Origin of the sequence: Streptomonospora nanhaiensis (assembly GCF_026642255.1) — a bacterium.
Lineage (GTDB): Bacteria > Actinomycetota > Actinomycetes > Streptosporangiales > Streptosporangiaceae > Nocardiopsis > Nocardiopsis tropica.
The window spans coordinates 2,703,119-2,724,181 of record NZ_CP113264.1 but is presented as its reverse complement, the minus strand read 5'-3'; the positions used below and the strand labels follow the sequence as shown (position 1 = coordinate 2,724,181).

The 21,063-nt window shown below is 74.7% G+C and carries 18 protein-coding genes; 9 read left to right on the top strand and 9 right to left on the bottom strand.

Features of this window, described 5'->3' with window-relative positions:
• Positions 1 to 40 precede the first annotated feature (40 nt).
• Entirely contained in the window at positions 41 to 2,149 is a 2,109-nt protein-coding gene (locus OUQ99_RS11660) for an FUSC family protein (protein ID WP_378552565.1), read from the top strand.
• Between the two features lie 69 nt (positions 2,150 to 2,218).
• Here the strand turns inward: OUQ99_RS11660 and OUQ99_RS11655 are convergent, their stop codons facing one another.
• Positions 2,219 to 2,872, bottom strand: a complete 654-nt coding sequence (locus tag OUQ99_RS11655; RefSeq protein ID WP_267949453.1) for a cyclase family protein — start codon at positions 2,870 to 2,872, stop codon at positions 2,219 to 2,221.
• A 251-nt stretch (positions 2,873 to 3,123) separates the two neighbouring features.
• Between OUQ99_RS11655 and OUQ99_RS11650 the strand changes: the two genes are divergently transcribed.
• From OUQ99_RS11650 to OUQ99_RS11640, 3 genes are all read left to right on the top strand, one after another.
• Positions 3,124 to 3,807 carry a lysophospholipid acyltransferase family protein gene (locus OUQ99_RS11650; RefSeq protein WP_267950348.1) on the top strand — a complete coding sequence of 228 codons (684 nt, stop codon included), beginning with the start codon at positions 3,124 to 3,126 and terminating at the stop codon, positions 3,805 to 3,807.
• 292 nt (positions 3,808 to 4,099) lie between these two features.
• On the top strand, positions 4,100 to 5,446 hold the full coding sequence (locus tag OUQ99_RS11645; protein WP_267950347.1) for an FAD-dependent oxidoreductase: 1,347 nt from the start codon (positions 4,100 to 4,102) through the stop codon (positions 5,444 to 5,446).
• A 381-nt stretch (positions 5,447 to 5,827) separates the two neighbouring features.
• Positions 5,828 to 8,704, top strand: coding sequence for a penicillin-binding transpeptidase domain-containing protein (locus OUQ99_RS11640; RefSeq protein ID WP_267949452.1), 2,877 nt, complete (start codon positions 5,828 to 5,830; stop codon positions 8,702 to 8,704).
• Positions 8,705 to 8,846: 142 nt separating this feature from the next.
• Here OUQ99_RS11640 and OUQ99_RS11635 read toward each other — a convergent pair whose 3' ends face one another.
• The 6 genes from OUQ99_RS11635 to OUQ99_RS11610 all read right to left on the bottom strand — a co-directional run bounded on the left by OUQ99_RS11635 (position 8,847) and on the right by OUQ99_RS11610 (position 14,404).
• On the bottom strand, positions 8,847 to 9,236 hold the full coding sequence (locus OUQ99_RS11635; protein WP_267949451.1) for a DUF3040 domain-containing protein: 390 nt from the start codon (positions 9,234 to 9,236) through the stop codon (positions 8,847 to 8,849).
• A gap of 204 nt (positions 9,237 to 9,440) precedes the next feature.
• Positions 9,441 to 10,532 (bottom strand): ABC transporter ATP-binding protein, encoded by a 1,092-nt coding sequence (locus OUQ99_RS11630; RefSeq protein ID WP_267950346.1) that lies wholly within the window; start codon positions 10,530 to 10,532, stop codon positions 9,441 to 9,443.
• Positions 10,532 to 11,377 (bottom strand): ABC transporter permease, encoded by an 846-nt coding sequence (locus OUQ99_RS11625; protein WP_267949450.1) that lies wholly within the window; start codon positions 11,375 to 11,377, stop codon positions 10,532 to 10,534. Before OUQ99_RS11625 ends, OUQ99_RS11630 begins: the two co-directional genes overlap by 1 nt.
• Positions 11,374 to 12,192, bottom strand: a complete 819-nt coding sequence (gene modA, locus OUQ99_RS11620; protein WP_267949449.1) for a molybdate ABC transporter substrate-binding protein — start codon at positions 12,190 to 12,192, stop codon at positions 11,374 to 11,376. The genes OUQ99_RS11625 and modA overlap by 4 nt, the downstream gene beginning before the upstream one ends.
• Complete coding sequence (locus OUQ99_RS11615) at positions 12,185 to 12,586, bottom strand: TOBE domain-containing protein (RefSeq protein WP_267949448.1); 402 nt, start codon at positions 12,584 to 12,586, stop codon at positions 12,185 to 12,187. Before OUQ99_RS11615 ends, modA begins: the two co-directional genes overlap by 8 nt.
• 189 nt (positions 12,587 to 12,775) lie before the next feature.
• Positions 12,776 to 14,404 (bottom strand): glycoside hydrolase family 10 protein, encoded by a 1,629-nt coding sequence (locus tag OUQ99_RS11610; RefSeq protein WP_267949447.1) that lies wholly within the window; start codon positions 14,402 to 14,404, stop codon positions 12,776 to 12,778.
• A 321-nt stretch (positions 14,405 to 14,725) separates the two neighbouring features.
• On the opposite strand from OUQ99_RS11610, the gene OUQ99_RS11605 reads away from it, so the two are divergent.
• Both OUQ99_RS11605 and OUQ99_RS11600 read left to right on the top strand, forming a co-directional pair.
• The gene (locus tag OUQ99_RS11605) at positions 14,726 to 16,006 is read left to right on the top strand and encodes an isochorismate synthase (RefSeq protein WP_267949446.1); all 1,281 of its coding nucleotides are present in this window, start codon (positions 14,726 to 14,728) and stop codon (positions 16,004 to 16,006) included.
• Positions 16,007 to 16,072: 66 nt separating this feature from the next.
• Positions 16,073 to 16,573, top strand: a complete 501-nt coding sequence (locus OUQ99_RS11600) for a GNAT family N-acetyltransferase (protein WP_267949445.1) — start codon at positions 16,073 to 16,075, stop codon at positions 16,571 to 16,573.
• A 192-nt stretch (positions 16,574 to 16,765) separates the two neighbouring features.
• On the opposite strand, the gene OUQ99_RS11595 is transcribed toward OUQ99_RS11600, so the two are convergent.
• A complete protein-coding gene (locus OUQ99_RS11595) occupies positions 16,766 to 17,074 on the bottom strand; it encodes a threonine dehydratase (RefSeq protein ID WP_267949444.1) in 309 nt (102 codons plus the stop codon).
• Between the two features lie 61 nt (positions 17,075 to 17,135).
• A complete protein-coding gene (aztA, locus tag OUQ99_RS11590) occupies positions 17,136 to 17,834 on the bottom strand; it encodes a zinc ABC transporter ATP-binding protein AztA (RefSeq protein WP_267949443.1) in 699 nt (232 codons plus the stop codon).
• Between the two features lie 51 nt (positions 17,835 to 17,885).
• Here aztA and aztB point away from each other — a divergent pair, with 51 nt between their 5' ends.
• Genes aztB through aztC form a run of 3 tightly spaced genes read left to right on the top strand, consistent with a single transcriptional unit; the run spans position 17,886 to position 20,930 of the window.
• The gene (aztB, locus tag OUQ99_RS11585) at positions 17,886 to 18,779 is read left to right on the top strand and encodes a zinc ABC transporter permease AztB (protein WP_267949442.1); all 894 of its coding nucleotides are present in this window, start codon (positions 17,886 to 17,888) and stop codon (positions 18,777 to 18,779) included.
• Complete coding sequence (locus OUQ99_RS11580; RefSeq protein WP_267949441.1) at positions 18,776 to 19,984, top strand: ABC transporter; 1,209 nt, start codon at positions 18,776 to 18,778, stop codon at positions 19,982 to 19,984. The genes aztB and OUQ99_RS11580 overlap by 4 nt, the downstream gene beginning before the upstream one ends.
• A gap of 4 nt (positions 19,985 to 19,988) precedes the next feature.
• Positions 19,989 to 20,930 carry a zinc ABC transporter substrate-binding protein AztC gene (aztC, locus tag OUQ99_RS11575; protein ID WP_267949440.1) on the top strand — a complete coding sequence of 314 codons (942 nt, stop codon included), beginning with the start codon at positions 19,989 to 19,991 and terminating at the stop codon, positions 20,928 to 20,930.
• The last annotated feature ends 133 nt before the right edge of the window (positions 20,931 to 21,063 follow it).

Here is a 21,063-nt window from a genome sequence, read left to right as displayed (position 1 = left end):
AGCCGTGCGAGATCTGGGAACCACAGGAGACACCGGGCCGATGAACCTGGGCGGTTCCCACGCCTCCGACGACGGTCCCGGTGCGGACGCGGACAAGGGGCCCCGGCGGGCCCAGGTCGGAGAGCGCCCCCGCCCCCGCGTGGACCTGAAGGCCGTCTTCGGCCTGGAGGCCGGGGCGTGGGCGTGGACCACCGCGGCCCAGGCCACCATCGCGATGACGGTGTCGTTCGCCCTGGCCGCCCTCGTCTTCGGCCCGCAGATCGGCACCCTGGCCGCCCTGGGGTCCATGACCGTCCTGTACGAGAAGAAGACCCCCTACGCCTACCGCTCCGCCGCCCTCGCCCTGGTGGGCCTGGGCTTCGTCGCCGCCGTCGCGGTCAACTCCATGGCCGCGTCCCTGTCCCCGTGGGCGGCGGTGGCCTCCATCGGCCTGACCGCCGGGGTCGCCACCTGGGTATGCGCGGCCTGGCGGGTCGACAAGCCCGGGCCGATGTTCTTCGTGCTGGTCGCCACCATCTCCACGATCGCCCCCGGGACCCTGGCCGACGTGCCCCTGCACGCACTGGTCGCGGCCCTGGGCGCGGCGGTCGGGTGGGCCGTCTCCATGTCGGGGGCGCCCCTGCGCGCCCGGCACCCCGAGTACCAGGCGGTGGCCGCGGCCTTCCGCGCGCTGGGCTCCCTGCTGCGCTCCGTGGGGACCCCGGACCTGGACCACGCCCAGCACAAGGCGTCGACGACCCTCGCGGACGCCTGGCGCATCGTCCTGCTGGGGCAGACCCGCGGCTACCGCACCACGGCCGAGGCCGCCCGGCTGCGCGCCCTGCTCCGGTGGGTGTCCGACATCCACCTGGCCGCGACGCAGGTGTGCATGGCGCGCCCCTCCCCGCTTCCGGAGGAGGTCGCGGAGTACGCCGACGCCCTGGCCCTGGCCGTGGCCGACCCCGGCCGGGCCCCGGACCCCGACTCCCTGGACGAACTGCGCCGGGGCATGCGCCCGCGCTCGCTGGAGGCCAGGCTCTACTCGCTGCTCTCCCGGGCCGCGCACTCGGCCCGGCGGGCGAGCCAGGACGAGGAGGACGACGAGCGCACGGAGACACTGCACGACGAGCGCTACCCCGCGCTGTGGGGCGCCCTGCGCTCCAGCCTGAGCGGGGACTCGCTCATCCGCCCGACCGCGCTGCGCATGTGGGTGACGGTCACCGCGGCGGGGGTGTTCGGCCTGTGGCTGGGCCTGGACCACTACTACTGGGTGGCGCTGACCACGACGGCGGTCCTCCAGGCCGGAAACGTCGTGCTGACGATGAACCGCTCGGTGCAGCGCTCGCTGGGCACCCTGCTGGGCGTGGTCGTCGGCGCCGGGCTGCTGATGCTCGACCTGCCGCTGGCGGCGGTCATCGTGCTGGCCGGGGTGCTCCAGGGGGCCACGCAGCTGGTGGTGGGGCGCAACTTCCTCTACGCCTCGGTGCTGCTGACCCCGATGGCGCTGCTGCTGTCCTACACGGCCTCGCCGCACCCCATCACCGCGCTGGCCGAGTCGCGGATCATCGACACCGTGGTGGGGTCCGCGTTCGGCATGGCGGGCTCGCTGCTCCTGTGGCGCAAGGCGTCGGCGACCCGGCTGCCGCAGGCCATCGCGGGCGTTCTGGCGACCACCCGCCAGTGCATGCTGGCGGTGCTGGACCAGGAGGTGGAGATCGGCCCCGGGCGCCGTTACCGGCTCCGGCGCGACATGCGCGCGGCCCTGGTGAGCCTGCGCGGCGTGTACGAGAGCGCCATCGGCGACGTCCCGCGCGCCGCCTCGACCCGGCCGCTGTGGCCCGTGGTCGTGGCCACCCAGCGCATCGGCTACCTCGCCCTGGCGGCGCTGGCGCAGGACCGCAAGCCCGAACCGGTGGGCGTCATCACGCTCCAGAGGGTGGACCTGGCCTTCGGGGAGCTGATCTCGGCGATAGAGGAGCGCCGCACGCCGCGGCTGGGCGCGCTGCCGAGGCTGGCCGCCTACCCCCGGATCAACATGGAGCTGCGGGCGCTGTCCAACTCGATGACCAGCGCCGTCGCCCAGGACGAGCGCGCCGCCCAGCAGGAGGTCGAGCGGCGGGCCCAGCGGGAGCGCAACCGGGCCCAGAAGGACGTGGACGCCGACCTGTGACCCCGGGCTCCGGGGCGCCGGCGCGGACGCGTACGGGGGGCGCGGTCCCCGGCACGCGTCCGACGGCGGTCAGCCGGTGAGGGCGAAGGCCCGCACGGGGAAGGCCGCCATCCCGCGGACCTTGGGGGGCGCCGCGAAGAAGGTGAACCCCTCCTCGGGGAGCTGGTCGAGCAGGCACAGGTGCGAGACGACGGGGATCCCCGCGGCGAGGAGGACGGCCAGCGCGGGCCTCGCCCCCTCCGAGGCGGGCGAGGTGTCGTCCACGCCGACCGAGTCGATGCCCACCAGGACGGCCCCGGCCTCCACGAGGGCCTTGGCAGCGGTCTCGGTCAGGCGCGGGTGGTCGAAACGGCCGTAGGCCTCGGTCCGCCAGTGCCTGTCCCACCCCGTGCGCACGAGCACCGCGCGACCGCGCAGGTCGAGGCCTCCGAAGGCCTCCGGGCCGATCTCGGGGGACGACGCGGCGGTGACGACCGTGCCGGGGAGGCCGGCCACGCGTGCCAGGTCCAGGTCGGCGAGGTCGGCGCCGTCGCGGTAGCGGTGGGCGGGCATCTCGACGTAGGTGCCCGTGGCCCCCACCATCGTGACGCGGCCGCTGCTGTCGCCGTGGCCGGGCACTGCGCCGGGGACGGAGACCCCCTCCCGGACGACCGGCCGGGGGACGCCCGGGCTGGTGGTCATCCCGTCGGTGATCTGGTGGCTGACGTCGACCAGTTTCGGCATGGCTGTTCTTCCTCGCTTCACGAGCGCGTCCGGATGCTGGGCCCCCGACCTGCGCCAGAGGTCTAGACCATCAGCGTAGCGCGTGTGACCCACGGCACGGCAGTGTCCGAGGGAACAGTCCCGACCGCGCCTCGGCCCCGCCTCCCGCTCCGGACCCCCGCTAGGCTCGAGGGCGCGCGGACCATCGGGAGCCCTCGGTAAGTCCGTACACCCCACGGACCCACCACCCACCGAGAAGAGGCGACCTCATGGTGTCACTTTACGCAGCCGCCAAGGCCGTCATCGCGCCGGCCACCCGCGTGGTGTGGCCGCAGCGCGTGGAGGGCGCGGCCCACGTCCCCCCGAAGGGGCCGGTGATCCTGGCCTCGAACCACCTCGCGCTGATCGACCCGCTCTTCATCGGCGTGGCCTGCCGCAGGCCGGTCCGCTTCATCGCCAAGCAGGAGCTCTTCGACGAGGGCACCCTGCCCCGGCGCCTCTTCGCCCGCGCCCTGCGCGCCATCGGCCAGCTGTCGGTGGACCGGCGCCCCGGCGAGAGCGCTCAGGAGGCCATGGACAACAGCCTGGCCGTCCTGGAGGGCGGGGAGGTCTTCGGCATCTTCCCCGAGGGCACGCGCTCCCCCGACGGGCGCCTGTACAAGGGACAGACGGGGCTGGCGTGGCTGGCGCTGACCACGGGCGCGCCCGTGGTCCCGGTGGCCCTGACCGGCACCGAGCGCATCCTGCCCCCGGGCCGCAGGGTCCCCTCCCTCAACCGCGTGGGGGTGCGCTTCGGCGAGCCGGTGGACCTGTCGCCCTGGAAGGACAAGGCCCACAAGGCGCGTCCGCGCCGGGAGGCGACGGACGCCGTCATGGACGCCATCGCCAAGCTCTCCGGCCAGGAGCAGGTACCGAGGTTCGCCTCGTCGGTCAAGGCCGAGCTCGAACAGGGGTGACTTTCCCCACAGGCACACGGGGGCTGATTCGCCCGTGACGGGGCGTTGACCCCTGATTGAGGACCACGGGCGACATCCGCGGAACGCCGCGGACCCCGCCCCCACCAGGGGCGCCCGCCCGCAGGGCAGCGCCGGACCCCTTCCACGCCCCTGGGGGCGGGAGCGGAATTGTCTACCATTATAGTAGGTTTTCCCGGTGCCAACACCGGATAGATTAGGCAAGCCTTACCTTTTGATGGCGTCCGACTCTGGCGCGAAGACTTGGAGCTGTGCGATGACGCGACCACTGCGAGTGGGAATCGTGGGTGCGGGGCCTGCGGGGATCTACGCCGCGGACCTGCTCACCAAGGACGAGACCCTGTCCGCGTGCGGCACGTCCGTCAGCATCGACATCCTCGACAAGCTGCCCGCCCCCTACGGTCTGGTCCGCTACGGCGTCGCACCGGACCACCCCCGGATCAAGCAGATCCAGGGGGCCCTCCACAAGATCCTCGACAAGCCGGAGATCACCTTCTACGGCAACGTCGAGTACGGCGTGGACCTCAAGCTGGAGGACCTGCGCCGCCACTACGACGCGGTCGTCTTCTCCACCGGCAGCGACCGCGACCGGCCGCTGGACATCCCCGGCGTGGACCTGCCCGGGAGCCACGGCGCCGCCGACTTCGTCTTCTGGTACGACTCCCACCCCGACGTCCCGCCCTCCTGGCACGTCGAGGGCACCAGCGTCGCCGTGATCGGCGCGGGCAACGTCGCCGTCGACGTCGCGCGCATCCTCGCCAAGAGCGCGGACGACCTGCTGGACACCGACATCACCGACAACGTGTACGAGGGGCTGCGCGCCAAGCAGATCACCGACGTCCACGTGTTCGCCCGCCGCGGCATCGCCCAGTGCAAGGCCACGCCGATGGAGCTGCGCGAGCTCGACAAGCAGCCCGGCGTCGAGGTCATCGTGTACCCCGAGGACTTCGACATGGACGAGGGCAGCCTCCGCTCCTGCGAGGAGTCCAACCAGGTCAAGACCAACGTCAAGGTCCTCCAGAACTGGGCGATCCGCGACCCGCGCGGCGCCGAGCGCCGCCTGCACCTGCACTTCCTGCACAGCCCCGTGGAGATCCTCGGCGAGGACCGGGTCACCGGCTTCCGCACCGAGCGCATGGAGCTGGACGGCGAAGGCGGCGTCCGCGGGACCGGCGAGTACGTCGACCACGAGGTCCAGGCCGTCTACCGGGCCATCGGCTACCTGGGGTCGCCCCTGGCCGACCTGCCCTTCGACGAGGAGCGCGGTGTCGTCCCCAACACGGGCGGCCGCGTCCTGGACCTGGACGAGAACCACATCGACGGCGTCTACGCCACGGGGTGGATCAAGCGCGGTCCCGTGGGCCTCATCGGCCACACCAAGGGCGACGCCCTGGAGACGGTCACCAACCTGGTGGCCGACCGCGAGTCCTTCACCCCCGCCGCCGAGCCCGACCCGGTCGCCTTCCGGTCCCTGCTGGAGGAGCGCGGCGTGGACTACACCACCTGGGAGGGCTGGCAGCGGATCGAGGCCCGCGAGGAGGAGCTGGGCGCCGAGCGCGGCCGCAAGCGCCTCAAGCTGCGCTCCCGCGAGGAACAGACCAGCATCGCACGCCAGGCCTGACAGGGCGTGTGAGCTTCCCCGGCCGGTCCCGCGCCCCTCTGCGGGACCGGCCGCACCCCCTTCCCGCACAGGTCGGGTTCCCACCGTGAGATTGCGCATGTGCGATCGCCGCCCCGTACCGGAACAACGGCGTCGGCTGATGGGTTAGAGTCACTGTTGGTCGGTGTGGTAGCAAGTGTCCCCCGGGCCTCAACTATTGCCTTCGCGGAATACCGCGTCCGGCCCCGCCCTCGGGCGGGTGACCGTACGGCCAGGAGCCCCGTTGTGCCCCGCGCCGAGAGGCGACCGCCATGCCGACCTTCATCCTCGTGCCCCGCTCCCACCGAGGTGGGAGCGGGGCATCGTGGTATCTCCAGGCAACGTAGCGAAGGACGGTCAGGCGTGGACGAACGGTCCCCCCGGCAGCCGGATTCCTCCGGGCCGCCCGAACAGTCGGACGAGACCCCGGTAGGCGATTCGCGCCCCGAGAACCCCTACCGCATCCCCCGGCGGCCCCAACCGCCGAGCCCGGCCGAGAGCGGGGGGTTCGGTTACGAGCACCCCCGTCCGGCGGACCCGGCGTCCTCCGGCGAACCGGAGCCCGCCGCTCCGGCCCAGCCGTGGGAACCGCAGCGGGGACGGCACGGACACCCGGAGGAGGACGACTCCTTCGAGCGTTCGGCATCGACGTGGGACAACCCCTACAGGGAGTCCGCGGACCGGGACTCGCCCCCGGCCGGGGCTGCGTCCTCCGGGTGGGACTCCCCCCGGCACGGCGAACCCTCCGCGCAGCCGTGGAGCGCCGCCGACGCGGACGCGCGCCCCCGCGACTCCTGGGACGCCCCCTCCGGCGAGACCCCCGCACCGAGCGCACGGGACACCCCCTCCGACCCAGACCGGCCCCGCAGCTGGGACGCCCCCGCCGGCGGCTCCCCCGCCCCGGACGCACGGGACAACCCCCCGGGCGGGGAGCCCTCCACCGAGTCCTGGAGCGACACCGCCCGGACCTGGAGCGCCGCCGACGCGGACGCGCGCCCCCGCGACTCCTGGGACGCCCCCTCCGGCGAGACCCCCGCACCGGACGCATGGGACGCCCCCTCGGGGAGGACCCCCTCCGACGACTCGTGGAGCCCCCCCGTCGCGGACGCGAGGCCCGACGACCCCTGGGACACCCCCTACCCCGCCGCCCAGGGCCCCTCCGGCGACTGGAACGCCTCCCGCGAGCCCAGCGGCCCCCAGCCCGCGCACGACTCGTGGCAGGAGCCGCAGGCGGAGTCCGGGCCGGGCCCGGACGGCCGCGGCGGCACGTGGGACGACGACCCCTACCGGAGCCCCGGCGAGCCGGGGCGGGAGGCCCGCTCCGCGGCGCAGGGCGCCCCGGACGACCGGTACGACGGCTGGGACGACGACCCCTACAGGGGCCAGCCCGTCCACCAGGGCGACACCCCCTACCCGGGGAGCGAACCCCACCGCGACGACGCGGAGAACCGCGCGGCGGCGGCCCCGGCGTCCGGCCAGGGCTTCGAGTACCTGTACAACGGCGGCTCGGGCCCGGGCGGCCCGGAGGGTCCCGAGGGGCCCGACGACGCCTACGACCCCGGTCCGCCCCAGCCCCGCAAGTCGCGGCGCGGCCTGCTCATCGGCATCGTCTCCGCGGTGGTGGTGCTGGCGCTCGTCGGCGGCGGCGTGTCCTGGTACGTGCTGACCATGCCCCAGCCCGAGGAGGCCACCGCCGAGTACCAGGCCTCCTGGGAGGCGCAGGACTACGAGCGCCTGGCCGCCGTGACCAGGGGCGTCGATGCCGCCGAGATCCTCGGCGGCATCGACGCGGGCCTGGGCGTCGACTCCATCGAGGTGGAGGTCGGCACGCCCACGACCGACGGCGGCACCGGCAGCGCGCCCTACGAGGTCACCATGTCGCTGACCAACGCCGACGACTGGGGGTGGGAGGGGGAGCTCCCCCTCATCCGCGAGGACGGCGCGTGGTGGGTCGACTTCTCGCCCGAGGTCGCCTACCCCGGTCTCGGAGAGGGCCAGGTCCTGGCCCGCACCGCGGTGTGGGGCGAGCGGGGGCAGGTCCTCGCCGCGGACGGCACCCCCCTGGAGGGCGCCGCGATCTCCGGCTCGCTCCAGATGATCGCGGGCTCCCTGGGGGAGGCCACCGAGGAGGACCTCGAACGCCTCGGCCCCGCCTACAGCGTCGGCGACACGGTGGGCCTCGGCGGCCTCCAGCTCACCTACGAGGAGCAGCTGGCCGGCGAGGCGGCGACCACCATCCTGATGGTGGACGCCGCACAGGCCGAGGACCCCGCCTCGCTGGAGGCGACCGAGGAGAACACGGTCGCCACCCTGGACGGGTCCGACGGACAGGACATCACCACCAGCATCGACATGGGGATCCAGAACGCGGCGTCGAGCGCCATCATCGACTCCGACGACCCCGCGGGCCTGGTCGCGGTCCGGCCCTCGACCGGGGAGATCCTGGCCGCGGTGAACGTGCCCGGCGGGTTCAACCGGGCCTTCGAGGGCCAGTACCCTCCCGGCTCGTCGTTCAAGATCGTCACCTACAGCGCCCTCCTGGACAACGGGATGGGCATGGACGCCTCCCTGGACTGCCCCGAGGAGTACGACCTGGGCGGCTGGCCGTTCCGCAACGCCGGCGGGGCCGAGTACGGCGCCCAGTCGGTGACCGAGGCGTTCGCGACCTCCTGCAACACGGCCCTCGTGGAGCGGGTCGGCGCGCAGCTCAGCGGCGAGACCCTCCAGGCCAGCGCCGAGCAGTTCGGCATGAACGCCCCGCTGGACATCGGCGTCCCCGCCTTCGAGCCGTCCTTCCCGCCGGTGGACAGCAGCACCATGCTGGGCGCGCAGAGCATCGGCCAGGGCCAGATCCTCACCTCGCCGCTGCACATGGCGACGGTGCCCGCCGCCGTCGCCGACGGTTCCTGGCGCCACCCGGTGCTGGTGACCGAGCCCGCCGCCACCGAGCTGCCCGAGCCGCGGCCGATCGCCAACGCGGAGGCGCTGCGGGGGATGATGCGGGCGGTCGTCACCGACGGCACGGCCGAGAACGTCCCGTTCCAGGGCGAGGTGTTCGGCAAGACCGGCACCGCCGAGTACGGGACCGCCGAGGACGCAGACGAGAACGATGAGCTCCCCAGCCACGCGTGGATGGTGGGGTACAAGGGCGACGTGGCGTTCGCCGTGGTGGTCGACGGGGGCGGCGGCGGTTCGGCCGTGGCCGCGCCCCTGGCCGCCGCGTTCACCAACGCCCTCTGACGGGAACGGCAACGGGCGGGCACCCACCGGTCGGTGGGTGCCCGCCCGCCGTCGTCCGCGGGGACGCGGTCGGCGCCGTGCCCGGCCGGGGCCGCCAGGAACCACGGGGGACGGGCCCCCGGGGTTCCTGGCGGCCCGGGTCCTAGCGGCCCGGGTCCTCGTCCACTGCGGGGTCCTCGTCCACGGTTCCGGAACCGGTGCCGGCGGGGTCCTCGTCCGCCGGAGCGACGCCCGCCGGGCCGCTGTCCGGAACGGTGTCCTCCACCGTCTCCGAGGTCCCGGCCGGGACGGGGGGCGGTGGCTGCGGAGCGGTCGGTGTGAGGACGAACAGCAGGACCAGCAGCCCCGCGGTGACCGCGGCGATCAGGCCGCACGCCACCCACGGTTTCCAGCCGTCCAGGCCGGAGTCGGCCATGGCGTCGGGATCGTCCGCCCCGAAGGAGTCCAGGCGCTCGGCAAGGTCCGGTTCGTCCTCGCGGAGCTGCCGCTCGATCTCCTCGAGGATTCTTCGCTCATGCTCTCTCAGGGACATGGCACCCTCCTCAGCCGCTGGGGGAAGGACTGTCGTCGCCGGGTTCCTTAAGTCTCCCCCGGGTGGGCCCCGGATATCCAGGTGTCCGCCGCTTTTCCCGAGCCTGTTTCGGGCAGGCGGGCCGGCGGCGGGTCCGTGGCCCGGATCCCGGGCCCGGCGTGCCGCCGTCCCGGCCCGCCGCCGCGATGAACTGGGACGACGCCCTCAGCCGGGGTAGCACTCCACCTCGGCCGCCTTGACGCCCGCCCACACCTCGCTCCCCTGTTCGAGCCCGAGCTCGGCCAGTGCGGCCGGGCTGACGTCGGCGGCCAGGGACAGCTGCCCCGCCAGGTGCACGCGCACCTGGTCGCCGAACCTCTCGACGCCGTCCACGGTCAGCCGCCACACGTTGCGGGGGCTGCCGTGCGGGTGCCGCGGGTACAGGGCGACGGCGCGCGGCGGGAAGGCCACCAGGACCTCCCCCCGGTGCGCTCCGCCCACCTCCACCCGGGCCCCGTCCGCGTCCCCCCGGGGCCCCAGGAGGACCGTGGTCCCCTCGGCCCGCCCCCGGAAGAGGTTGAGCCCCACCAGGCGGGCCACGTACGGGGTGCGGGGCCTGCGCGCCACCTCGGCGGGAGGGCCCTGCTGGACGACCCGGCCGTCCTCGACGACCGCGATGCGGTCGGCCAGCACCATGGCGTCCAGGGGGTCGTGGGTGACCAGCACGGTGGCCCCGTCGAACTCCTCCAGGAGGCGGCGCAGCCGGCCGCGCACGTCGATGCGGGTGCTGGCGTCGAGGGCGGCCATGGGCTCGTCGAGGAGCAGCAGGCGGGGACGCACCGCCAGGGCCCGGGCCAGCGCGACCCTCTGGGCCTGGCCTCCGGACAGGTTCCGGGGCCGGGCCCCCGCGTGGTCGGACAGGCCCATGTGGGCGAGGAGCCCGGCGGCCCGCTCCCGGGCGGCGGCCCGGGTCGCGCCCTGGCAGCGGGGGCCGAACGCCACGTTGTCCAGGGCGCTCATGTGCTCGAACAGCAGGTAGTCCTGGAAGACCATGCCGATGGGCCGTCGCTCCACCGGCGTGGTGGTCTCGTCGCGGCCGTCCACGCGCACGTGCCCGCCGGTGAGGGGCGCCAGCCCGGCCAGGGCGCGCAGCACCGAGGACTTGCCGGCCCCGTTGGGGCCGAGCAGGGCCAGGATCTCCCCCTGTGCGGCCTCCAGGGCCACGTCGAGGGAGAACCCGCCCCGGCTCAGCCGCAGCTCGGCGTCCAGTGCGGGGGGCCGGGCGGGCGGGGTGCGGGCAGCGCCGTCCGGCCCCATCAGGTGTTCACCCACCTCTCGCGCAGCGTGGCCAGGACGGCCAGGGAGACCAGGAGCAGGACCAGGCTGAGCACGATGGCGGCCTCCGGGTCGCGCTGCATGGCCATGTAGACGGCCAGCGGCATGGTCTGGGTGGTGCCGGGGAAGTTCCCGGCGAAGGTGATGGTGGCGCCGAACTCCCCCAGGGCTCGGGCCCAGCACAGGACGGCGCCCGCGCCGATCCCGGGCAGCACCATGGGGAGGGTGACGCGGGTGAAGACGGTGGCCCGGCTCGCGCCGAGGGTGGCGGCGGCCTCCTCGTAGCGGCGGTCCGCTCCGCGCAGCGCGCCCTCCACGCTGATCACCAGGAACGGCATGGCGACGAACACCTGGGCGAGGACCACGGCGGCGGGTGTGAAGGGGATCGTGATCCCGAACCAGGTGTCGAGGTACCGGCCGAGCAGGCCGTTGCGCCCCAGCACGAGCAGCAGCGCCACGCCGCCGACGACCGGGGGGATGACCAGGGGGACGGTGACCACGGCGCGCAGGACGCGGCGGCCGGGGAAGTCGGTGCGGGCGAGCAGCCAGGCCAGCGGCACCCCGAGGAGCAGGGACACCAGGGTGGCGGCGGTGGCGGTCGACAGGGACAGCCAGAGGGCGGCCAGCACCTCGGGTTCGGTGACCCGCTCGCCCATCGTGGACCAGGGCGCGCGGATCAGCAGCCCCGCGAAGGGGAGCACGAGGAAGGCCGCGCCCGCGAGCGCGGGCAGGACCAGGATCCACGGGGGGCGGCCGGACCGGACGCGCGGCGGGCGGTCCCGTCCGCGGCGTGTGTCCCGGTCCGCCCCCGGGCCGCCCGCGGTCACGGCGTACCGAACCCGGCCTCGGCGAGGACCCGCTCCCCCGTCCCGGACAGGACCAGCTCCACCCAGTCGGAGGCGAGTCCGGCGTCGGCGGTACCCGCCAGGACGCCGATGGGGTACTCGTTGACGGCTTCGTCGGCCTCGGGGAAGTCGATGCCGGTCACCCGGTCCCCCGCCGAGGCGACGTCGGTGGCGTAGACGAGCCCGGCGTCGACCTCGCCCAGTTCGACCTTGGTCAGGACGGCGCGCACGTCCCGCTCGTAGGTGTCGGGGGTGACGGCGACCCCGGCGGCCTCCATGGCGGTGGCGGTGGCCGCGCCGCAGGGGACCTCCTCGGCGCACAGGGCGACGGAGACGCCGTCCCCGGCCAGGTCGGCGAAGTCCTCGACGCCGCCGGGGTTGTCGGGCGGCACCGCGATCCGCAGCGTGTTCGTGGCGAAGACGGCGGCGGCGCCGCCGCTGCCGGACGCCCACCCGGCGTCCAGCCCCTCGCCCTCGACGACCTGCCGCATGGTGGCGGTGTCGGCTGCGGCGAAGACGTCGGCGGGGGCGCCCGAGTTGATCTGGGCGGCCAGTTCGCTGCTGCCCGCGAAGTTGAGGACCACCTCGGCCCCGGGGCGGTCCCCCTCGAACTCCTCGGCCAGGGCGGTGAACACGTCGGTGAGCGAGGCGGCGGCGAAGACGTGGAGCTCACCGTCCCCGCTCCCCGCCGGGGAGCCGTCTCCGCCGCCCTGCGCGCCGCAGGCGGTGGCGGCGAGTGCCGCGGCGGTCAGGGCGCAGAGGGTGCGCGGGGCGCGTCGGGGGGCGCTCTCACGCATGGCGTCCCCCGGTGGTCTCGACGACGACGTTGGTGGACTTGACGACGGCGGTGGCGGTGGTCCCGACGTCCAGCCCGAGCTCGTCGGCGGCCTCGCGGCTCATCAGGGAGACCACCCGGTGCGGCCCCGCCTGGATCTCCACGGCCGCCATGACCCGGTCGCGGACGACGTTGGTGACCAGTCCGCGGAAGCGGTTGCGGGCGGAGGAGAGCCGGCGGCCGGGGTCCTCGTCCGCGCCCGCGCGCATGAACGCGGCGAGTTCGGCGCCGTCGAGGAGGCGCCGGGCGGAGGTGTCGCGGGTGGCCGCGAGCCGGCCGGAGTCGACCCAGCGGCGGACGGTGTCGGCGCTGACGCCGAGGAGGTCGGCGGCCTCGCTGATCTGGTAGGTCGGCATGCGACGAACCTACCCCTCGCCGATGCCAGGGCAACAGGTGGTTTCGGCTAGCAGATCATAACTTTTTTTCTCGCTCCCGGGGAGGTTGCGCCGACCCCGGGTCAGGGGTCAGCAGGGGCGCGGACGACGGGACCCCCGGCCGACGGTGTTCCGTCGGCCGGGGGTCCCGTGCGGGGCGCCGGCCCCGGGTCAGCCGCGGATGTCGGCGGCCTCGCTCACCGGGCCCTCGGCCCGGTAGTCGTCCAGGGCGGTGACCACGTACCCGGCGCCGTCCTCCAGCGGTGCGTCGTCGGCCAGGGCGGTCCCCCCGGTGAGCCCCACGAGGTTCTCCGGGGCCAGGGCGGCGCACCGCGCCTCCTCCGAGCCGGTGTCCGCGCCCGCGGGCAGGCGGTAGACCGCGTAGAAGCGGGCGGCGTCGGCGGCGTCCCACTCGACCTCGACCCGGTCGCCGTCGGTCCGGGCCTGGACGCCCCCGACCTCGCCGACGAGCGGGCCCTGGTTCTCCGGGGCCTCCGCCTGCGGCGGGAGCGCCGGCCGGCCGTAGTGGGCGTCGGCGAGTTCGGCGTAGGCGTCGGAGGCCTGCTCGCGCAGGTTCTTGATGGAGAAGTAGATGTCCCCTCCGACCTCGGGCAGCTCGCCGGAGTAGTCGAGCTGGGTGCTGAGCGCGTCGTCGCCGCGCCAGCCCTCCTCGCCGACCCGGTAGGCGGCCTGGCCGATGTAGAGGTCCACGCCGGTGCCCTCGACCTCCGAGGCCCACCAGTCGGTCATGGCCTCGTAGTCGGCGGTGGAGAAGCCCCTCTCCCAGTACAGCTGCGGGGCGACGTAGTCGACGGTGCCGTCCTGGATCCAGGTGCGGGTGTCCGCGTACTGGGCGTCGTAGGACTGGAGGCCGGAGCTGGGCGAGCCGCTGGGGTCGGTGCTGTCGTTGCGCCAGATCCCGAACGGCGAGATCCCGAAGCTCACCCAGGGCTTGGTGGCCTCGATCCCCTCGTGGACGTCGGCGATGAGCCGGTTGACGTTGTCGCGCCGCCAGTCGCCCCGGTCGTCGAAGCCGTCGCCGTGCTCCTCCCAGCTGGCGTCGTCGTCGAACTCCTCCCCGTCCTTGGGATAGGGGTAGAAGAAGTCGTCGAAGTGGACCCCGTCGATGTCGTAGCGCTCGACGACGTCCATGATGACGCCGGTGACCCACTCCCGGACCTCCGGGTTGCCCGGGTCCACGTACGCCTCGTCGCCGTAGTCGACCAGCCAGTCCGGGTTCTCCTTGACAGGGTGGTCCTCGGCCATGTCCTCGATGTCGGGGTCCTGGAGGCCCACGCGGTAGGGGTTGAACCAGGCGTGCATCTCCAGCCCGCGCTCGTGCGCCTCGGCCACCGCGTACTCCAGCGGGTCGTAGCCGGGGTCGCCGCCCTGCTCGCCGGTGAGGTAGCGGGCCCACGGCTCCAGCTCGGACTCGTAGACCGCGTCGGCGGTGGGGCGCGCGTGCAGGAAGACGGCGTTGAGGCCCATGTCGACGGCGTCGTCGAGGTAGGCGTCGAGCTCGTCCTTCTGCTCCTGCGCGGACAGGCCGGGCTCGGAGGGCCAGTCGATGTTGCGGACGGTGGTGAGCCACGCCCCGCGCATCTGGCGCTCGGCGCCCCCGCCCTCGCACTGGAGCGGGGCCGCCGCCGTCCCGGCCTCTCGCGTGCCGGGGGCGTCGCCGTCGGCCGCCCCGCCGCCGGAGGCGGCGCAGCCCGACAGCAGGAAGGTGGTCGCGGCTGCCGACGCCGCCCACCGCGCTGCGGTGCGCCGCGTGCTCCCGGCCCGTGCCACTGATCCCATGAACGGTTCTCCTCTGAGGTCCTTGGCGCACAGCCGTCCCCCTGGCGTGGCGCCGCGACCAAGGCTAGAGCAGGAAGTCAATTTTTGGACACGATTCGGACAACTTGTGGATAACGTCGCATCAAGGCAGGCGAGGGAACATTATCGCGGCGCAACGAAACACCGCCGGGCAGGGGGCTTCGCCCCTCCCGCACCCCCGAGGAGGGTCAAATCGGCACCATCCGGGCCGTCCGCCCGGGGAAGCACGAGGGGCGGAGACCGCACCGACCTCGGACGGACCGGGACACAACCGCCCCGGGCGAGGTCCTACACTCGGTGACCGTGAACGTCGCCCTGAGCCCACCCAAAATGTTCGTCCGCACCGTTCCCCTGAGCGATCACACCGCCGGCCTGGTCCGCCTCCTGCCGGACGGCGCCCCCCTGGCCTGGCTGACGGGGGACGAGGGCGTCGTGGGCTGGGGCGAGGCCGCGCGGCTGGACCTGGGCACCGAGCCCGAGGGGACCGCGCCGACCGACACCACCCGCTTCTCCGAGGCGGCCCGGTGGCTCAACGGGCTCATGGAGCACGCCGAGGTCTCCGACGGGGTCGGTGCGGCGGGGACCGGCCTGGTCGCGTTCGGGACGTTCGCCTTCGCGCCCACCTCCCCCGGCTCCGCCCTGGTCGTGCCCCGCGTGCTGGTCGGGCGGCGCGGCGGGCGCAGCTGGCTGACCACGGTCGGCGACGAGCCCGGGGACCGCCCGGGCGAGCTCCCGCCCCCGGCGTCCGCACCGCGCCCCGTGGGCCCGGTCTCCTGGACGCAGGGGTCGCTGTCGGGGGAGGACTGGATGTCCGCCGTGGCCGGCACCGTCGAACGCATCCGCGCGGGGGAGCTCGACAAGGCCGTGCTCGCGCGCGACGCCTTCGCCGAGGCCGCCTCCCCCATCGACGTCCGCACCCTCCTCGAACGCCTGCGCCTGCGCTTCCCGAGCTGTTTCACCTTCTCCGTCGACGGCATGGTCGGGGCGACCCCGGAGCTCCTGCTGCGCCGCGAGGGCGACCGGCTCACCTCGCTGGTCCTGGCCGGGACCCGCCCCCGGGGCGAGGACCCGGGCGACGACCGGCGCCTGGCCGACGAACTCCTCGCCTCCGCCAAGGACGTCGACGAGCACCGCATGGCCGTGGACTCCCTGCGGACCGCGCTCGCACCGCTCGCCGAGGAGATGGAGGTCCCGGCACGGCCCAGCCTGCTCCGGCTCGCCAACGTGCAGCACCTGGCGACCCGCGCGCACGCGCGCCTGTCCCCCGGGGTCTCCGCCCTGGACGCCGTCGCCGCCCTGCACCCCACCGCCGCCGTGGGGGGCACGCCCACCGGCACCGCCATGCGGCTGATCGCCGGGGCCGAGGGCATGGACCGCGGCGGCTACGCCGGCCCGGTCGGCTGGGTCGACGGGGCGGGCAACTCCGAGTGGGGCATCGCCCTGCGCTGCGCGCACGTGGACGGCGCCCGGGCCCGGCTGTTCGCGGGGGGCGGGATCGTGGAGGGGTCGGTGCCGGAGGCCGAGCTCGCCGAGACCGAGTCCAAGTTCCGGGTCATGCGCGAGGCCCTCACCGACGGGGCCTGAACGGCCCCGGCCCGCCGCGCGGGCCGTGTCACATCCCGGAAACACGCGGGCGGTACTTTACCGCCCATGCGTATCGACATCGTGAACTGGGACGATCCCGACGCCACCGCCCTGCGCGCGGGGCAGCGGGCGGAGATCGCCGAGCGTTACGGCACCCCCGACTCCGAGCCCGGGACGGCCCCCTCCGCCGAGGACATCGCGGTCTTCACCGTGGCCCGCGACGGCTCGGGCGCCGCCGTGGGGTGCGGCGGGCTCCGCGACCTCGGCGGCGGGGTGGGCGAGGTCAAGCGGATGTACGTCCTCCCCGCGGCGCGCGGCACCGGCGCGGCGCCCCTGGTCCTCGCCGCGCTGGAGGACTGGGCGCGCGGGCGCGGGTGGACGCACCTGCGGCTGGAGACCGGCGACCGCCAGCCGGACGCCGTGCGCTTCTACACCCGGTCGGGCTACACGCCCATCCCGTGCTTCGGGGCGTACGCGGGGTCGCCGTCCTCCCTGTGCTTCGAGAAGGCGCTCGGGGCCCCGCTCCCGGCGGCCTCCGGGGCCGGAGCCGCGGCGCGCCTCGACTGAGGCGGCCGGGCACGCGGACCGGGCCGGGGCCTCCCGCCGGCGGCGGGAGCGGAACCGGCCGTCCCCGCACGGAGGAGGTGGCGTCCGCCGCCCCCGCCGCGGGCACGGGACGGTCGGGCCGGACCCTTCGCGTCACACCGGCCGCGTTCGCGTCCGGGCGGACGCGGACCCGGAGCGGGCCCGCACGCCGGGTCAGGAGACCGGGGCGTGCTCGTCCCAGTGGCCGTCGTGCTCGCGGTGCAGGTGCCCGTCGTGCACGTAGTCCACATGGTCCCCGTGGGGCACCGCCACGTGGCCGCACCCCTCGCCGTGCCGGTGCCCGTGGTCCTCGTGCACGGTGTGCTCCTCGTTCGCGCACTCGTCCCAGTGGCCGTCGTGCCCGTGGTGCAGGTGCCCGTCGTGCACGTAGTCCACATGGCCCTGGTGGGGCACCGCGACATGGCCGCACCCCTCGCCGTGCCGGTGCCCGTGGTCCTCGTGCACGGGATGCGTCGCCGTCATCTCTCCCCCTCTGGACGGTCCGTCGTCCCGGTGTGGCCGGGACGCGTGCCCGACCAGTCCATCAGAGATCGTCCGCGGTGAAAAGGGCCTGGTCGGCAATGGTGGACAGCTCCGCCAGGCGCCCGTCCTCCATGCGCAGGACGCGGTCGGCGTGCGCGGCCTCCCGGGCCGAGTGCGTGGCGTGGACCACCGCGACCCCCCGGGCCCTCTCCTCGGCCAGCACCGCCGTGATGCGCTCGCGGGAGTCGGCGTCCAGCCCGGTGGCGGGCTCGTCCAGCAGGAGCAGGTCCGCCCCCTGCGCCAGTCCCTGGGCCAGCAGGACCCGTTGGCGCTGTCCTCCGGACAGGTCCCCCAGGACGCGCCGGGCCAGGTCTGCGACGGCCAGCCGGTCCATGCAGGCCTCGACCACGGCCCGGTCCCCGCGGGTCAGGCGCTGCCAGGGCCCGCGCTCGGCCCAACGGCCCATCTCGACGGTCTCGCGCACCGTGACGGGCAGCGCGTCGGAGACGGCGCTGCGCTGGACGACGAGGGCGGGACGCCGGGCGGCGCCCCGGCGGACCCTTCCCGCCGTCGGGGCCAGGGTCGAGGCCATCACCGCCAGGAGGGTCGACTTCCCCGAGCCGTTGGCGCCGACCAGGGCCGTGACAGTGCCCGCGTGGACCGTGGCGGTGACGCCGTGCAGGACCGCCCGTCCACCGTAGCCCGCGTACACGTCCTCCAGCGCCACTGCGGCTGTTGCCGCCGCATCGACCGATGTCATGACCACTCCCGATTTGGTATTGAAAACGGTTTTCATTATAGAGTGCCCGACATGGAAGCCCTGTTCGACCCGTTCGAGGTCGTGTTCGTCCAACGCGCCCTGTGGGGAGGCGTCCTCGTCTCGCTCATCTGCGCCCTGGCGGGAACCTGGGTCGTGCTCCGCGGCATGGCCTTCCTCGGCGACGCGATGTCGCACGGGATGCTGCCCGGCGTCGCGGTGGCCTCGCTCCTGGGCGGGAGCCTCTTCGTCGGCGCGGCCCTGGCCGCCGTCGCCATGGCGCTGGGGGTCACCGCCCTGAACCGGTCGCCCCGGCTCTCCCAGGACACGAGCATCGGCCTGCTCTTCGTGGGCATGCTCTCCGCGGGCGTCATCATCGTCTCCCACTCCGGCTCCTTCGCCGTGGACCTGACCGGCTTCCTCTTCGGCGACGTGCTCGCCGTACGGGAGCGGGACCTGCTCCTCCTCGCGCTGGCGCTGCTGGCGGCCCTGGTGATCGCCGTCGGGGGCCACCGCTCCTTCGTGGCCCTGGCCTTCGACCCGCGCAAGGCGACGACGCTGGGGCTGGCGCCCCGGGCCGCCCACGCCGCCATGCTCGGCCTCGTCACCCTGGCGGTGGTGGCCTCGTTCCACGTGGTCGGCACCCTGCTGGTCTTCGGCCTGCTCATCGCCCCTCCGGCCGCCGCCGCGATCTGGGCCCGGAGCATCCCGGCGATCATGGTCGGCGCCGCCCTGCTGGGCTCCGCCTCGACCTTCGTGGGCCTGCTCGTCTCCTGGCACTGGGGGACGGCCGCCGGGGCCAGCATCTCGGCCACCGCCGTCGCCCTCTTCTTCGTCTCGGTCGCCTCCTCCCGCGTCCGCCCCCTGCTCGGGGCGCTGCGCCGGACCCGGGCCGCCGACGCGCCCCCCGCACCGATCCACGCCCACGAAAGGTCGAACGTGTCATGAACCGCCCCCACCGCAGGACCGCGGCCCCCGGGGTGTCCGCCTGGATGCTCGCCGCGGCACTGCTCACCGGATGCGCCTCCGCCCCGGACCCGCAGGAGCCCGAGGACGGGGAGGCCACGCCCCACGGTTACGTCGAGGGGGCCGAGGAGGCCGCCGAGCCCCAGTCCCGCCTGGTCGTCGCCGACGCCGAGGGGGCCGTCCAGGTCCTCGACCTCATCACCGGGGAGACCACGCTCCTGGACCCGGTCGGGCCGGTCGACGGGATCGCCGGCGACGGAAGGTTCGCGTACCTCTTTTCATCCGATGAGCGGATGACAACCGTGATCGACAGCGGCACCTGGACCGTGGACCACGGGGACCACATGCACTACTACCGGGCCGACATCCGCCCGGCCGGAACCGCCGAGGGGATCGCCGCCGCCAACGCGGCGACCGACACCGCCCTCACCGCGCTGACCGACGGCGGCGGCGGGGTGTCCCTGCTGGACCGCCCCTCCCTGGAGGACGGGGCGGTCGAACCGGTCGACATCGCCACCACCGGGGACGCCCCGGCCGTCGTCGCCCCCCACGGCGGGGCGGTCGTCACCGCGGGTGCGGACGGGGTCCACGTCGACGACCGGTCCGGCGAACCGGTCCTGACCCTGGACGAGGAGTGCACCGACCCCCGGGGCCAGGCCACGACCCGGCGCGGCCTGGTCATCGGGTGCGAGGAGGGCGCCCTCCTGGTCACCGAGGACGACGGGGAGTTCGCCGGCGAGACGCTCCCGTACCCCGACGGCCTGCCCGACGGCGCACGGGCCGAGGAGTTCCACCACCGGCCGGGCGCCGGAGCCCTGGCCGCGGTGCCCGCCCCGGACACGGTCCTCGCCCTCGACCTCGCCGAACAGCGGTGGGACCACTGGGAGCTGCCCGGCGTGGTCTCCGTCGCGGCCGTCGGCGAGGGCGCCTCCGTCCTGGCGCTCACCGAGGACGGGGTCCTGCGCTCCTTCGACCCCGGAACGGGAGAGGAGCGGGCCCGGACCGAGCTCCTGGACGAGGTCGACACCGAGCACCCGCCCTCCATCCGGGTGGACACCTCCCGGGCCTACGTCAACGACGTGCGGGGCGGCCTGGTCCACGAGATCGACTACAACGACGACCTGCGCGTGGCGCGCACCTTCGAGACCGGGGTCGCGCCGCAGTACATGGTCGAGACCGGACGGTGAACCGATGACCGACCCCCGAACCGCGAACCCGCGCCGCACCGGCGCCGCCCTGGCGCTCGCCCTGGCCGTACCGCTCGGCCTCACCGCCTGCACCCCGGGCGGGGAGACCGGCGGCGGCGTGGTCGTCACCACCAACATCCTCGGCGACATCACCCGCGCGGTGGTCGGCGACGAGGCGGAGGTGACCGTGCTGATGAAACCGGACGCCGACCCCCACTCCTTCGGCGTCTCCGCCCAGGAGGCCGCGACCATCGAGGAGGCCTCCCTGCTCGTCCACAACGGCCTCGGCCTGGAGGAGGGGGTACTGCGCAACGTGGAGTCCGCCGAGGAGGCGGGCGTGCCCACCCTCGCGGTCGGCGAGCACGTCGACCCCCTCGCCTACACCTCCGACGAGAGCGAGGGCGAGCCCGACCCGCACTTCTGGACCGACCCGCAGCGGGTGGCCACCGCCGTCGGCCTCATCACCGAGAACGTGGTCGCGGAGGTGGACGGCGTCGACGCCGACGCCGTGCGGGCCAACGCCGCCGCCTACGAGGCCGAACTGACCGCCCTCCACGGCTGGATGGGCGGGGAGTTCGACGCCATCCCGCCCGGGGACCGCAAGCTCGTCACCAACCACCACGTCTTCGGCTACCTCGCCGACCGCTACGGGTTCGAGGTCGTGGGCGCGGTGATCCCCAGCGGCACGACACTGGCCTCGCCCAGCGCCTCGGACCTGAGCTCGCTCGCGGAGACCGTGGAGGAGGCCGGGGTCCGCGCGGTCTTCGCCGACTCCTCCCAGCCCGACCGCCTGGCCACCGTGATGGCGGAGGAGGCCGGGGTGGAGATCGACGTCATCCCCCTCTTCTCCGAGTCGCTGACGGCCGAGGACGGGGACGCGGCCACCTACCTGGACATGATGCGCGCCAACACCACCGCGATCACCGCGGGCCTGGCCGCACCCTAGACCCCGCCCCGCCCCCGCGCGGCCGGGCGCGACCCCCTCCGCCCTCCCCGGGGAGGGCGGCCGCGCCCGGCCGCCCCAAGGGGCCGGCCGGACCCCCCGGACACCGGCGCCGCCGCCCGGCGCGTGCCGCGCA